The following is a 14,862-nucleotide window of genomic DNA, read 5'->3' as shown; positions in this document are numbered from 1 at the left end:
GCCGCAGGCGGCTAGCCCAGCGTTTCCTTGATGACATAGATGGCTTTCCCTTGTGACTCGTGATAGGTGCGCGACTGCAGTTCCGCCAACAGCCCCATGGAAACGAACTGGACCCCGATGAAGATCAGCAGGATGGCCAGTTGCAGGATGGGCCGGTTGGAAAGCGGGATGTCCATAAAAAGCCGCTGGTACGTCACCCACAGGGCTATAAGAAAACCCATCAGGCCGGAAATCATTCCGATAAGGCCGAAAATCTGGATTGGCCTGGTGGAGTAACTCAGCAGGAACTTCACCGTTAAAAGGTCCAGCAAAACCCTGATGGTCCTGCCGATGCCGTATTTGGACTTGCCCGCCACCCGGGGGCGGTGGTTCACCGGCATTTCCGCCACGCTCACCCCCATCCACGAGGCTATGGCCGGGATGAACCGGTGCATTTCGCCGTAAAGTTTTATGTTCTTTATCACCTCGCGGCGGAAAACTTTCAGGGAACACCCGTAATCGTGCAGATGCACGTTTGTGGTGCTGGAGATTATGCGGTTGGCGATTATCGAAGGAAGACGGCGGCTTACAAACTTGTCTTTCCTGTCCTTGCGCCACCCCGCCACAATGTCGAACCCCTCCTCCAGTTTGGCCACCATGGCGGGGATGTCTTTCGGGTCGTTCTGCAGGTCGGCGTCTATGGTGATGATTATTTCACCCCGGGCATGGTCGAACCCGGCGGCGAAAGCGGCGGTCTGCCCGAAATTGCCCCGGAACTTTATCACCCGGATGCGCCTGTCTTTCTTATGAAGCGCCACGAGCTTTTCGTAGGTGCCGTCTTTGGAGCCGTCGTCCACGGCCACAATCTCGAATCCGCCTTCAAGGCGTTCGAGAACGGAGACAACTTCCGCCATGAAAGGCTCTATATTGTCCTCCTCGTTGTATATGGGAACCACGAGGGAAATCCTGGGGCTATCGGTCATTGGCCTCTATCGTTAGTTACGGGCAATTGGCGGTCAATCTTACTTCATAGCGAAGGCGCAAGGCAAGGCGGGCGCCGCTTCATCCCAGGGCGGCGGCCACGATGCACTCTTCCACAAGCCGCGCCGCCCAGGCGCCAAGCCGGGTGATGTCCCCCTCCTTATCCCCGGTGGAGACGACGAAAATCAGGTCGCCGTCATAAGGGGTATGGGATGGCGAGACGGCCCGGGCCAGCCCGTCGTGGGCCATGATGGCCACCCTCTTGGCGTCCGCCTTGGACAGTTTGCAATCGGTGGCCACAACGCCTATGGCGGTGGAGCCGAAAGTGACTGGGGCGGGTTCACATTCAAGATACGGGATATGCTTTCCATCGGCCCCTATGGGGCCGGACACCGGCTGGCCATCAGCCGGATTAATTACGGCCCCGTAACAGTTAGCCACCATCAGCGCCCCGATCATGGCCCCGCCGGGCAATGGAACCGAACAGGACGCCAGCCCGCCGGGACTTCTTTTGTCCTGCCCCATGTATTTTCCCACGCTGGCGCCAGCCCCAACGCCCACGCGCCCTTCCTGGTCCGAAAAGCGCTCGGAATCCACGCACGCAAGATACCCTTCCTCCGGTCCGGGTTTTTTAACGCCGCCGCTTACGGCCAGATCAAAAATCACCGCGGCGGGCACAATGGGCACTTTGTATCCCACCGCGTCAAACCCACGGCCGCGCTCCAGCAGATAACGCCGCACCCCATCAGCGGCGGCCAGCCCGAAGGCCGAACCTCCGGTGAGCAGAATGGCGTCCACCCCGCCCACAAGGCAAGAAGGGTCTAACAGGTCTGTTTCCTGCGAGCCAGGCGCCCCGCCAGCCACATGGCAAGAGGCGGTGGACTGTTTGTCGAATATCACCACCGTGCATCCGGTATGGAACTGGGCGGAACCCCAGTGGCCCACATGCACCCCCGGCACGCCGGTGATGCGCGAAGCGGCGCCGGGACCCGGGCGGGGCGTCACATCATCTCCACTACGAAAAGCGCCGCGTCATCGGTGATGGGTTCCCCGGCCAGGAATTCCCGCACGCCATCGAAGATGCCGTTCACCAGCGCATCGCCATCCATGCTCCAGCTGGATTTTATGTGATTTACCAGGTTGGCCACCCCGTACTGGTCTCCTCCGGCGTTCATGGCCTCCACCAGCCCATCGGAATAGGCTAACAGCCTGTCCCCCTTCTCCAGGGTTATTTCAACCTCGTCCATGTATATCGTCTCGAACATGCCCACTATGTCTCCGGGAGCGTCCAGCGGAACCACCGCCTTATCCTTTTTTCTTAGCACCATCGGGTGCGGATGCCCCCCGCGGGAATAAACCAGCCTTCCGGACCTGGAGTCCAGAATCCCGTAGAAGATGGTCACAAACCGCTCCTCGGGAATCATTTTAAGAAGGGTTTCGTTCAGCTTCTCCAGCACAGCTTTCGGCGAGCCGTCTTTGTCTTCCACGGCGCCGAGGATGGCCTTTATCATAGACACGATCAGCGCCGCCGACGGCCCATGGCCCGACACGTCCGCCAACACAAGCCCCACGCGGCCCGAGCCGTAATCGATAAAATCGTAGAAATCCCCACCCAGCGACGAAGTGGCCTCATATTTGGCGGCGTATTTCACCCTGTCTGAGCAGGGGAATTTCGAGGGCAATAAAGACTGTTGGACCGCCTGGGCCATACGCAGTTCCTCCATCATGAGGGTTCGGGCGGATGATACTTCATCATACAACGCTTTCATCTGGAGCATGGAATTTACCCGGGCCACCAGCTCCGTTTCATGGAAGGGTTTGGTGATGTACTCGTTGGCCCCGGCGGCCAGCCCTTCCACGATGTCCTTAACGTCGTTCTTCTTCGCCGTGAGCAGGATTATGGGGATGTGCCTTGTAACCTCGGAGCCTTTCAAGCGCGCGGCGGCTTCCAGCCCGTTCATCACCGGCATCATCACGTCCAGCAGGACCAGGTCCACCCCTCCCTTCATGGCCACGCCAAGGGCTTCCAGCCCGTTATACGCGGGGATGACGCTGTGGCCCAGTTTTTCCAAAATAAGCCGCAGGAGGAAAACGTTGTCTTCGATGTCGTCAACTACAAGGATATTCGCCATAGGGGATTATGAAAATGATGACAGTAAACTATTTTACACCGGGGTTCTACTTAGCCAACTGGTATTTGCGCACCGCCGAATTATGCTCATCGAGCGTTTCGGAGAACTTATGGGTCCCGTCATTTTTAGAAACAAAATAAAGATACCCCCCCGGCGCCGGATTTAAAACGGCCTGTAAACTGGCCAGGCCGGGATTTGCAATGGGCCCCGGCGGCAAACCACGGCGGGTATATGTGTTGTATGGCGAGTCATGCCGCAGGTCTTTCTTCCTGATGTCCCCGTCGAAATCCGGGATTGCGTATATCACCGTGGGGTCGGACTGCAAGGGCATCCCCATTTCCAGCCGGTTCATGAAAACCGCCGCCACCATGCTTCTTTCGGCGTCCGCGCCGGTCTCCTTTTCTATGATGGAAGCCAAGGTCAGCGTCTTGTGAAGCTTCTCCGGGTCTTTCCATACTGTTTCTGGCAAGGCTGTGGGTATCTTCTCGAAGAACGTTTCCACCATTACTCCGGCCACCATACCGGCGGAAGTGTTTTTCACAAAATGGTACGTGTCCGGGAAAAGGTACCCTTCGGCCGATACCGCGGGCACGTTATGCTTTTTCAGCAACTCCGGGTTCATGGCCGCCTGTTCGAAATCCTTGGCGGAAGCCACCCCCTCTTTTTCCAACAGCTGGGCTATCTGCCGGACGCTGAGCCCTTCGGGGATGGTTATCTTGCGTAGCATGCTTTTCCCTTCCACCAGCGCCAGAATGGTCTGCCGTATGGACTGGTCTCGCCTCAAAAGGTATTCACCCGCCCGCAGTTTACCCGATGTCCCCGCAAGCCGCGATTCCAGCCGGAATAGCGCCGGGCTGGAAATGACCCCGGCCTTTTCCAGGGCGGTGGCTATGGTTTTCACCGACTCACCTTTGCGAATCTCCACCACCGCCTCACCTTCGCCGGCGTTCGGGGTGGAAACCCCCTCCTCATAAAAAATCACCGCGAAGATGGCGAGGGCTATTAGCCCGAAAAACCCGGCCTTGTTCATTCTCCGGAAACATCCTTTCCCGGTTTTTTGTCTGGCCGGGCGGTAAGCCAGCCGGAGAGGATAAGTTGCGCGGCCATCTGGTCTATCACCTTTTTTCTTTTATCCCGGCGCACCCCGGCGTCTATCATCATCCGTTCGGCGCCCATGGTGGTCATCCGCTCGTCCCACAGGGAAACTTCTATCCCCAAATCTTTTTTAAGCTTTTCGGCGATCCTTTCACAGGCCATGGCCCGTTCTCCACGGGTTCCATCCATGTTCAGAGGATGCCCCACCACTATGCGTTCTATCTGGTATTCCGCCATCAGTTTTTTAACACCGGCCAGATCGTCCTTGTAACCCACCCGCTCCCACATACCGGCAGGCTGGGCGGTGTACCCCAGCTCGTCGCTCACCGCCGCGCCGGTGCGCCTTTCGCCCAGGTCAAGGGCCAGTATCCTGCCCATTTATCATGCTCCAGTAACGGCGGCTATAGAATCGTATAGCGCGCCGGTGATTTTTTTAAGTTCGTTTTCTGACACCGCCATCGCCGGGAAAACCGGGATAACGTTCCCCAGCGGGCGCAATATCACCCCTCGCCTCAAAACATCCTCGCAAATTTTAACGCCAACCCTTTCCTCCCACGGGAAAGGTTCGGCGGTGGCTCTATCCTTCACCAGCTCCACGCCGCTTATCAGCCCTATGCGCCGTATGTCTCCAACAGCGGGCAGATTATAAAACTTTTCCAGCAATGCGCCTAATAGCTCACCCCTTTGCCGGACCATCTCCACCATGCCGCGTTCCTCCATCAATCGCAGGTTCGCAAGCGCCGTGGCGGCGCCCAGCTGGTTGCCGGTGTATGTGTGGCCGTGGAAAAACGTTTTCTTCCCGGCGTAATCCCCAAGAAACGCATCGAACACTTCCCTCGTGGCAAGCGTGGCGGCGAAAGGCATGACGCCGGAGGTTATGGACTTGCTGAGGGTCATGATGTCCGGCAAGACGCTCTCATGCTCGCAGGCGAACATTTTGCCCGTCCGCCCGAATCCCGTAGCCACCTCGTCGGCTATTAACAGCGTAGAGTGTTTTTTACAGGCGCCCGCCACACGCGATAAAAACCCTTCCGGCGAGGTGATTATCCCGGCGGGGCATTGCACCACGGGTTCTATGATAAACGCGGCGTACCTGCCGGGATTTTCATCCAGTTTTTTCTCCAGCTGGGCGGCGCAGAACATCTCGCAAAGGGGCTTTGAAAGACCGTAAGGGCACCGGTAACAGTAAGGAGCGGGGATAAAATCCACCTCCGGCAGAAGCTCGCGGTATGCGGCGTGATACAGGTCTATCCCTCCCACGGCCATGGCGCCCACGGTGTCTCCATGATATGCGGAGGACAACGCCAGGAACCGGTTTCTCTGCGAATCGGGCTCTTTCTGTTTCCAATACTGGTAGCTCATTTTTACAGCCACCTCCACCGCAGTGGAGCCGTCGTCGGAATAAAAAACCTTTTCCAGCCCGGCGGGGGCCAGTTCCACCAGCCGCCCGGCCAGCTCCACCGCAGGGGCGCTGGAGAAACCCAGGAACGTGGAATGGGCTATCTTGCCCAACTGACGGCGGATGGCGCGGTTGATGTTCTTCTCCCCGTGGCCGTGGACGTTGCACCAGTAGCTGGCGAACCCGTCCAGATATTCCCGGCCTGAAATGTCCCGCACGGCCAGGCCATGGCCCGACTCTATAAATGTCACCGGCTTGCCCAGCCAATCCTTCATTTGGGTGAACGGGTGCCACACATGCCCTTTATCCATCTGTTCCAGCGTCTTCTGGCGTCCGGGCCAGTCGGCTTTCAACCGGGCGGCGGATGTTATCAAATCCAGATCCACGTTTTCGATGAAAGCCTTGGCCATGCTTTGCGGGTCATCCACACGCTCCACAAATGGCAGATGGCCTAATACCGGCGCGCCGGTCAGTTCCTCTATAAGGCGGATGTCCGGCTTTACGGCGGCGCCTTTTTCGCCATCGCAAAAGATTATCCCCACAATGTCCAGCCCCATGTCTTCCACGGCGCGGATGGTGAGCAGAGTGTGGTTGAGATACCCGAGTTTTGAATGGGTGACGATAATCACCGGCAGGTTCAGCTTCACGGCGATAGACGCTACCGTGTCTTCCCGTGTGAGGGGCGTTAATATCCCCCCCGCCCCTTCCACCACCACAAAGTCCCGTCCCCCGGCCATTTTCAGGTAAGCCTGTTCGATGACATCAAGATTGATGGCTACCCCTTCTTCCAGCCCGGCATGATATGGAGAAACAGGGGTTTTCAATCTATAGGGGGCCACATCCTCCACAAACCCATCCAGCCCTGCCATTTTGGCGAGACAAACGGCGTCTCCGGTATCCGGTTGGGTAACCCCGGTTTCCACGGGTTTTAGAACCCCCACATTTAATCCTTGCGATTTCAGCGCCGCCGCAAGCCCCCCGGCCACCACGGTTTTTCCCACGCCGGTGTCCACCCCGGTCACGAAAACGGCCGGTGGGTGAAATGGTGGGTTTTCGTTTTTCATGCTCATGCTTTCCGGGCGGCCAGGTGGATTACCTCGTATGTCACTCTAACCCCCTGCGCCGATCCGAACCGGCGGGTGTATTCCTCGGCGAAAAGGGTCATTATCCTTCGCCGCCCCAAACCCATGGAGGAAAGCCCTGCGCTGTTTTGCACCCCCTGTTTTTTTAACGACCGGAGCAGAGTATGGATGTCCTGGTAATATCTGCGGGATTGACGGGAACCGATCTCCATATCACCAAACCCGGCGGATTCCGCATTTTGCCGCAATTCCTCCACAGGCGGGAATGGGTGGAACATGCCATCGCTGGATGGGATCCTGGCGGAACCCATGGCCGCCGAAAGGGATTCCCGGATCTCCATGAAAGTTTCCGGCCCCAAGGTGTTCATCATTAGTAGCCCCCCTTGGCGCAATACTCCGGCAACCTGTTTAAAACCCCTGGCCGGATCCGGGAGCCATTGGAACATCAGGTTTGAAACCACCGCGTCCATGGAGCCACTTTTGAAAGGCAGGCTTTCCGCGTCCGCCTGGATCGCGGCGAATCCTTCCGTGCCCTTTATCTTGCCATGCGCTTTTTTCAGCATGCCCGAAGAAATATCCGCCCCGGCGCAAACCAGTCCCCGGCAAGACAACGCCAGCCTGGCCAAAACCCCGCCCGCGCCGCATCCCAAATCAAGCACGGTGGACATATCGCCGGATTTCGCCAGAAACCGGCGGGCCAGGTCCGCCGCCATTTCGTCCTGGAACCTCGCGGTCTGGTCGTAATAAGCCGCGCCGAAGTCGAACCCGCGGCGGACTTTGGATTTTTCAATGGAAGATCGCAAGGACAGTCACTCCAACGAATCAAGAAAATCGGTCACCAGCCCGGCCACTTCGCCCGTCCTGGTGAGGTGCGGGGCATGCCCGGCGGAAGATACCGGGGCTTCCGTGATGTTTTCAAACAGGCAGGTCCACAGCCTCTGCCCGCCACTAGGGGTAATTTTATCAATGGCGCCATATATTATCAACACGGGCAAGCCCAGCCGCTTTTCATATGCAAGAAGATCGGCGCGCGCCAGCTCTTTCAAACTTTCCACTAGCGCCTGTTTACCCGGCGGGAAAGGCACACCTTTCAAATGCCGCTCTATCATCGTCCTATTCTCTTCGGGTATCTCTTCCCCGGCTTTGAAAATACGGCTTATGAAATCCTCAAGGCCGGTTTCCGGATTCTCCCGTATCATCCTTTCCAGTTTCATCACCGCCGCCGGATGTTGCCCTATCCCCAGGTTTTTCTCCGGGCACACGAACCGGGGTGTAGCGTCCAGAAGGATTAACGACCTGGGTTGAGGCGTGATACCTTCAAGACAATACGAGGCCGCCACGGCGCCTCCCATGGACCAGCCCAAGAGATGGAAACTATCCGGCCCCTCTTTCAAAACAGTTTCGCGGATGAAAGCGCGATACCTTTCGAATGTATATGGGCCCGGGCCGGAATGGTTCTCCCCATACCCGGGGAAGTCCGGCGTTATTGCATTGAATGCAGGCCCCAGCGCCTCCTTGAGGGGAGCCAAAGACAGGTTTGTGCCTCCCCATCCATGGAGCATTAATATATTATGGCGTTTGCCGGGGCCATCCCCTTTTGTCCAAACCATGTTTAAAGAAAACCCTGTTATGATTCGATAAAGTATTTAATGAGCGATTATATGAAAGTGGAGTTCTGCCGTCACAACATAACACCGGTGGACCGGCGGGCGCTGGATAAAACCCTTAGGGGGCTTTTCATATCCACCGGCTCCGAAGTGGCGGTTTTCGAGGAAAAACTGGCGCGGCACATGGGCGCCCCGTACGCCGTGGGGGTCACCAGCGCCACGGCGGCCCTCCACCTGGCCCTGGAGGCTTTGGGCGTGGGCAGGGGGGATGAGGTTATAACCACCCCCATGTCGTTCATCGCCACGGCCAACGCCATATTGCACGCCGGGGCCAAACCGGTGTTCGCCGACGTGGAGCCGGATACCGGTAACATAGACCCCGCGCAAATTGAAAAAGCCATCACAAAACGCACCCGGGCCATCATCCCGGTCCATTTATACGGCCAGCTTTGCGACATGCGCGCCATCGCCTCCATAGCAAAAGGACGGAAACTGAAGATAGTGGAAGACGCGGCCCACGCCCTGGAAGGAAAACGGGACGGGTACGGCCCGGGCCAGCTGGCGGACGCGGCGGCGTTTTCATTCTACGCCACGAAAAACGTAACTTGCGGCGAGGGGGGAGCCTTGGTGGTGAAGTCCAAAAAGGTCCGGGACATACTATTGCGCACCCGAGCCCATGGGATGACCAAAGACGCGGCTAAAAGGTACGGTGTCACCTTCAGCCAGTACGACATGAAAGAGTATGGCTGGAAATACAACATGTCCAACATCCAGGCGGCACTTCTGCTGAACCAGCTGGACAGGGTGGAGGACAACCTTCAAAAACGGGCGCGGCTCTGGAAAACATATTTAAAGAAGCTGGAAGGGGCTCAGGGAGTGGGGTTTCCGACCATATCGCCCGGATCCCGGTCCGCAATGCACCTTTTCACGGTGTGGGTTCCAGAAAGAAAACGGGACGTGGCGTTGGCTGGCTTGGCCGCCCGTGGCATCGGCGTGTCGGTCCATTTCAAGCCCATCCACCTGATGGGCTTTTATCAAAAGAACTTCGGGTTCCACAAGGGCATGTTCCCCGTGGCCGAGGCCATCGGGCGCAAAACCATCACGCTTCCCTTCTACCCCACGTTAAAACCCGCGGAGATTGAATATGTATCAGTCTCGCTTAAGGAAGCGCTGAACGGCAGGTGATACTCCGAAGTAAAACATTGCTTACCCTTTCCGGACCGGAGTTGGTATAAACCTTCCCCGGAAAAAAAATGGCGCCTTTTACCGCGAAAAATAGGTAGTGTCTCAGTTTGAAAGTACAGGGGAGATTCTTCACTTACGCTCAGGATGACAATATAAAAGCCGTTGATCACATTGTCATCCTGAGCGAAGCGCAAGCGAAGTGAAGGATCTGTCTGTTATTTGAGATTCAAACTGAGACACCACCGAAAAATAAAAAAGCTGGATTTTTCCTGCAATTTTGCTAATCTTCTATTCCATGTTTTTCCTTAACACCTTTTTGGGGGTCAAGATGACTATTCGGACTGTTGTTGCGTTGATGGTTGCTGGTTTTATGTTCACCGTGGCTGGTAGCTCTTTCGCTTCCGCTGAAGAGAAGAAAGCCGCCGCTCCGGCCGCTCCTGCTGCCGCTCCGGCCGCCGCCGCTCCTGCCGCTGCTCCTGCTGCCGCTCCGGCCGCCGAAGCTCCGAAGAAAGAGGAGAAGAAGAAAGATTCCAAGAAGAAAGAAGAGCCCAAGAAAGAAGAGACCAAGAAATAACTTTTCTTTTCAGCTACTTCGACCAACGTACTACACTTCCGGTTGCCGCCAGGTTCCTGACGGCGCCGGAAGATTTTTTTGCCCCGACATAGCGGGTAGCCTCGTAAAACGACCTGTTTAATCCCATTCTCCGGGCCGCAAGCCCAAGCCGCTGAAAATATTTTTACAGATGATCTTGCCTATTTGATTGATTTGATTGATATTTTAAGTAGGATTTTACGCAAACTGAAAACGCCATAAAAAATTCGTAAAATGGCTAAAGTTTAAGTTATGGCTACCGATAAGACAATTAGCGATAGTGTTTATAAAAGGTATTGCGATATAACAAGCGTAAGCAATACGATGATGACAAGATATGGGCCATAAAGGCCATGCGGTAACACAAGGCCTTGGCCCGGTTGAAAGGTGGGTGCGCATATATCATGGAAACCCCGAATGTAACAGCGCCTGCTCCAGCGGTTGCAAGGGGAGCGTCTGCGCCCAAGCGGGCTCCTGCTCCAAGGCAGGAAGCTCCGGTTATGGGGGAGTCTTCCGGCTCTTCGGCGGACTACAAGGTTTCCATATCCACTGACGCCGGAAGCGTGGTGGAAAACCATGGCTCCGCCAGCCATTCCGCCCAGGCCCAGCGCACCGCCCAGGAAAAAACCGCCCAGGCCAAAGAGCGCGCCAAGGGGAACGACCAGCAGGCGGGAGACGATCTGGCGGCCCAGGCCATCCAGGCCAATTACGCCGTGTCCAACCCAAACCTGAAAATGGATTACCTGGTGGAGAACAAGGAACTGGTCATAAAAGTGGTCAACAGGCAGGACTCCCAGGTGGTGAAGGAAATCCCGGCCGAGCAGGAGCGGCACATCCGGGACACGGTGCAGAAATACATCGATTCCGGCGGAAACATCATGTCAGGCTCCAAGAAATGACCAGGTAGCTTGCCGAAGGTTATACGCCCGGCTGTAAAAGCCGGGCTTTTTTCGTTTTGCGCCGATTGCTTCCTTCCGGCGCCCGCCGTTACAATGCTCCCATGCGCAAGATCACCAGGCTGGATCAGGACAAGGCCGGTTACAGGTACAACCGGGATTCCTTTATTCTGGCGGGTTTTTTACAAATCAAGGGCGGCAGTAGTGTAATTGACATGGGCGCGGGAGTTGGCGCGCTATCCATCCTGGCCGGGTTGAGCCAGCCGGATATTTCTATTGTGGCGCTGGAACTGGACCACAAACTTCTTTCCACAGCCAGGAAAAACGCCGAGAGCAACAGAATCAAAAGGTTCTACGCGGTAGCTGGGGACATGACCCAAGCGGACAGGCTTTTTCCGGGAAGGGCGTTCGATGCGGTAATCTCAAACCCGCCATACAGAAAAGCCGGCACGGGCAGGATAAACCCTGATCCCGGAAAGGCTATGGCCCGGCACGAGATAAAAATGACACTGGAAGGATTGGTGAAAGCCTCCTCCGCCATCCTGAAAAACGAGGGGGCGCTGTACATAACCATGCTGTACGAGAGAAGGGACGAATACCTTGCGCTCATTCAAGCCTACGGGTTTAGCGAACGGCGGTACCGGCTGGTATGTTCATTTCCCCTTAGCGCCCCGTCCCTGTTTCTTAGTGAAGCGCGGCTCTCCCCGGCTCCGGGAACAGTAGTGGAAGAACCGCCGATGATCTTAAAATCCACCGATGGTGGAGACTCGGAAGAGTTTAACGCCATCATGGCCCGGTTCGTGGGGCCGTGAGGGAAAAGTGAACCCATGACCGCCATAGTCGAAAACCTCCCCCCCCTTTTAATCCTGGCCGGGCCTACCGCCTCGGGTAAAAGCGAGACCGGCGTGATACTGGCCGAGCGGCTTAATACCCATGTGATTTCAGCCGATTCGGTGCAGGTGTACAGGCATTTTGACATCGGTTCCGCCAAACCGCCGAAAGAGCTTCTCCAGCGCGTCCCCCATCACCTGATGGACGCCGTGGAGCCGGAGGAGGATTACACCGTGTCCCGTTATAAAACCGACGCGGGCGCCATAGCCGCAAAGCTGTGGAGCGCAAAACGTCTGCCGCTGGTGGTGGGTGGCACGGGGCTATATCTGAAAGCGCTGACGGAAGGGTTGCACTGTGGCGCCAAGACCAGCCACGAGGCTGAATTGAAGATGGACGAGGTGGAGGCAACGGATGGGCTTACCACGTTGTTCCGGCTGGCTTCGGAGGCCGATCCTGAATGGATGCAAAAAATCCATCCCAATGACCGGTTCAGGGTTCGCCGGGCGTTGGGGGTTTATTGGACCGTGGGGCGCAAACTGTCGGACATTTACAGGGAGAATCCCAACAGGCCCGAGTGGGACACACTGATGGTGGCGCTGGACGTTCCCCGGCACATCCTTAATTTGAGGATAGATACCCGGGTGGAAGCCATGATGGCTACCGGGTGGCGGGAAGAGGTTAGGCGGCTATTGGGCAGAGGGTATAATATGGACATCAAGCCCATGCGTTCCCTTGGGTACCGCACGATATGCGAGGAGCTGGCCGGGCTGATAGAACCCGGCGAGACGGAACGTATAATAAAACAGCAAACCCGCGCCTACGCCAAACGGCAGGTGACCTGGTTCAACGGTATCCGGGGCGCGGTAAAAATATCAGTTGGCGAAAATCAGGGGGCCGAAGATGTGGCCAAGGCAATATTGACGAAAGATGAAGTGGTCAGGTTTTTACATAGCCACGGCGTTAGCGTCGGCTAGCATTATTTTGGGGGCTTGCGCGCCAGGCGCCCAGGTTGCGCCCTCAGCGCCCCAAAAGCTTACCCATGGGGAATACCAGCTTCTTTATAAAGAGGCCAGGCATTATGTGAAATCCGGCGACAGAGTGAAGGCGCGGGAAAAACTGCTACCGCTAATCGGGCGGGATTATATTCTGGAAGACTATGCGGCGCTGGATCTGGCCCAAATGGAGTTTCTGGATGGCAGACCCGGCTTCGCAAAAACAGTATTAAATTCCGTAACAGCCCGGTTCCCGGATTCGCCAATCATCAAAAAACTCAAAGAGCAAACTTTGCGGGCCGCCTGCGCGGACCCGGCGCCGGAGGCGTGCGGCGTTGAGCTGGAAAAGATAAGCGAGAGCGACGTTAATCCCCAATTCATCCCGGAACGGGTGATGATCGAATCGGCCCGGCATGAGGCGCAAGGGGCGCTGGCGCAGGCGGCGGCGGGATATCAGAGGGTGTATTACGACTATCCCACGGCCGCTTCGGCGTGGCGCGCCCGGGAAAACATGGAAAGGCTCGCCCAGAAACTTTACGAGCATGAACAAACAGCGCCCGAACCGGACCGGCAGATGTTGGAGCGGCGCGCGCAAAAGCTGATGGCGGCGTTCCGGTACAAAGAAGCGGAGGCCGAGCTGAAATTAATGCTCCAGAACCCTTCGGGCGACCAGGCGGACATCATGTACAAGCTGGGCATGGCCCAATACAAAGCCCGGAACCGGGAAGAAGCTAAAAACACCTTTGCGATGTTGTCGGAGGATCCGGAGTCCGGCCAGCTTGGCGAGATGGCCCTGCGGCAGATGTCGGTTATTGACTGGAATTTCGACCGGGCGGACGAGGCGCGGGCCCGGCTGGACACATTGGTGAAAGATGGTAAAGAACCGGCCATCGCAAGGCAGGCGCATATATTGGCGGGCAAGATAGCCGAAGCCAATGCCGAATGGGAAACCGCCGCCGCCCATTATCGCAAAGCGCTGGAACTTTCGCCTTCAGACAACGAGCATGATGACCTGTTATGGCGGCTGGGTTGGCTGGAGTACCGGCGGGGGAGTTTTGAAAACGCCGCGGCAAATTTCATTGAAGCCCATCAAAAAATACCTTTAACCCGGCAAGACGGAAAATTTACGTATTGGGCGGCAAGGGCCTGGGCCAGGGCTGGCGCCGGGCCGCAGGCGGAACAATGGCGAGGGGAGACATCAAGGAAATTCCCCAACTCATATTACGGGGTTCTGTTGTCTGGCGAAGTATCGGCGGTTTCGGCGGGCTGGGAAGAGGCCGCAACCCAGCCGCCGCCCATGCCGGATGTCCCCACCCCACAGGCTACGGATAAGCTGGAAGAGGACAGGATTAACCGGGTAATGGCCCTGCTGGAGGTAGGGCACGGCCCGGGAGTGAAAGCGGAACTGGATTATTTTATAAACGCCGCTCCACCCAGCGCGGAAAGGATGCTTTGGGCGGGCTGGATGTCCGTCAAGGCGGGTAACGCCGGAGAGGCAATGCGGCTGGCCAGCCGGGCCAGATTGATACAGGCGGAGACAGGCGAGGGGATGAACGGGGAGGTGTGGCGGCTTCTTTACCCGGCGGGGTATTGGGATGAGCTTTGCGCCGCCACCCGCGATAGTATGAACCAGTATCTGGCCCTGGCTCTTATCCGGCAGGAGTCGGCCTTCAACCCTTCAGCCCTTTCCCCGGCTGGGGCTAGGGGACTCATGCAGTTGATGCCCGCCACCGGAAAGACGATGTATGAGGGGCTGTTCGGGCCCGAGAAGGATGGGCAGAACCGGTTCGACGAGGAATTGCTTTTCGACCCGGCGGTGAATATTACGCTGGGCGTGGCCCATCTTTCGGAACTGGCGCGCAAATACGATGGTAAACTTGTATATCTTGTGGCCGCGTATAACGCGGGCGCCGTGGCAAACCGCTGGATGACGCGTTTCGCCGGCGTGGAAGACGACGAGTTCGTTGAACTCATCCCATACGCCGAAACGCGGGATTACGTGAAAAAAGTAACCCGGAACGCCGTGATGTACCGGCGTATCTATTCGGGAACCGGCGCTTTGGCCGCCGCGGATACGGGAAAGAAATAAAA

At 56.9% G+C, this 14,862-nt stretch carries 14 protein-coding genes; 6 read left to right on the top strand and 8 right to left on the bottom strand.

What is annotated here, in order from left to right:
• Positions 1-11 precede the first annotated feature (11 nt).
• The 8 genes from HY751_08370 to HY751_08335 all read right to left on the bottom strand — a co-directional run bounded on the left by HY751_08370 (position 12) and on the right by HY751_08335 (position 8,278).
• Positions 12-962, bottom strand: coding sequence for a glycosyltransferase family 2 protein (locus HY751_08370; GenBank protein ID MBI4666408.1), 951 nt, complete (start codon positions 960-962; stop codon positions 12-14).
• Between the two features lie 79 nt (positions 963-1,041).
• Entirely contained in the window at positions 1,042-1,965 is a 924-nt protein-coding gene (locus HY751_08365) for a P1 family peptidase (protein MBI4666407.1), read from the bottom strand.
• A complete protein-coding gene (locus HY751_08360) occupies positions 1,962-3,092 on the bottom strand; it encodes a fused response regulator/phosphatase (GenBank protein MBI4666406.1) in 1,131 nt (376 codons plus the stop codon). The genes HY751_08365 and HY751_08360 overlap by 4 nt, the downstream gene beginning before the upstream one ends.
• A 46-nt stretch (positions 3,093-3,138) precedes the next feature.
• Positions 3,139-4,122: an endolytic transglycosylase MltG gene (mltG, locus tag HY751_08355; GenBank protein MBI4666405.1), complete on the bottom strand. Its 984-nt coding sequence runs from the start codon at positions 4,120-4,122 to the stop codon at positions 3,139-3,141.
• Positions 4,119-4,565, bottom strand: a complete 447-nt coding sequence (gene ruvX, locus HY751_08350; GenBank protein ID MBI4666404.1) for a Holliday junction resolvase RuvX — start codon at positions 4,563-4,565, stop codon at positions 4,119-4,121. Before ruvX ends, mltG begins: the two co-directional genes overlap by 4 nt.
• Positions 4,566-4,568: 3 nt before the next feature.
• The gene (gene bioA / locus HY751_08345; GenBank protein MBI4666403.1) at positions 4,569-6,650 is read right to left on the bottom strand and encodes an adenosylmethionine--8-amino-7-oxononanoate transaminase; all 2,082 of its coding nucleotides are present in this window, start codon (positions 6,648-6,650) and stop codon (positions 4,569-4,571) included.
• A 2-nt stretch (positions 6,651-6,652) separates the two neighbouring features.
• Positions 6,653-7,471: a methyltransferase domain-containing protein gene (locus HY751_08340; protein MBI4666402.1), complete on the bottom strand. Its 819-nt coding sequence runs from the start codon at positions 7,469-7,471 to the stop codon at positions 6,653-6,655.
• Positions 7,472-7,477: 6 nt separating this feature from the next.
• Positions 7,478-8,278: an alpha/beta hydrolase gene (locus HY751_08335; protein MBI4666401.1), complete on the bottom strand. Its 801-nt coding sequence runs from the start codon at positions 8,276-8,278 to the stop codon at positions 7,478-7,480.
• 39 nt (positions 8,279-8,317) lie between these two features.
• Between HY751_08335 and HY751_08330 the strand changes: the two genes are divergently transcribed.
• From HY751_08330 to HY751_08305, 6 genes are all read left to right on the top strand, one after another.
• Complete coding sequence (locus tag HY751_08330; GenBank protein ID MBI4666400.1) at positions 8,318-9,460, top strand: DegT/DnrJ/EryC1/StrS aminotransferase family protein; 1,143 nt, start codon at positions 8,318-8,320, stop codon at positions 9,458-9,460.
• Positions 9,461-9,788: 328 nt separating this feature from the next.
• On the top strand, positions 9,789-10,034 hold the full coding sequence (locus tag HY751_08325; protein ID MBI4666399.1) for a hypothetical protein: 246 nt from the start codon (positions 9,789-9,791) through the stop codon (positions 10,032-10,034).
• 422 nt (positions 10,035-10,456) lie between these two features.
• Positions 10,457-10,951, top strand: a complete 495-nt coding sequence (locus HY751_08320; protein MBI4666398.1) for a flagellar protein FlaG — start codon at positions 10,457-10,459, stop codon at positions 10,949-10,951.
• A gap of 101 nt (positions 10,952-11,052) precedes the next feature.
• Positions 11,053-11,760, top strand: a complete 708-nt coding sequence (locus tag HY751_08315) for a methyltransferase (protein MBI4666397.1) — start codon at positions 11,053-11,055, stop codon at positions 11,758-11,760.
• A 15-nt stretch (positions 11,761-11,775) separates the two neighbouring features.
• The gene (gene miaA / locus HY751_08310; protein ID MBI4666396.1) at positions 11,776-12,753 is read left to right on the top strand and encodes a tRNA (adenosine(37)-N6)-dimethylallyltransferase MiaA; all 978 of its coding nucleotides are present in this window, start codon (positions 11,776-11,778) and stop codon (positions 12,751-12,753) included.
• Entirely contained in the window at positions 12,707-14,860 is a 2,154-nt protein-coding gene (locus HY751_08305; protein MBI4666395.1) for a transglycosylase SLT domain-containing protein, read from the top strand. The genes miaA and HY751_08305 overlap by 47 nt, the downstream gene beginning before the upstream one ends.
• The last annotated feature ends 2 nt before the right edge of the window (positions 14,861-14,862 follow it).

It is taken from the genome of Nitrospinota bacterium (genome assembly GCA_016208975.1).
Lineage (GTDB): Bacteria > Nitrospinota_A > UBA7883 > UBA7883 > JACRLM01 > JACQXA01.
The sequence above is the reverse complement of the archived record's forward strand: the minus strand, read 5'-3'. Positions and strand labels throughout refer to the sequence as shown.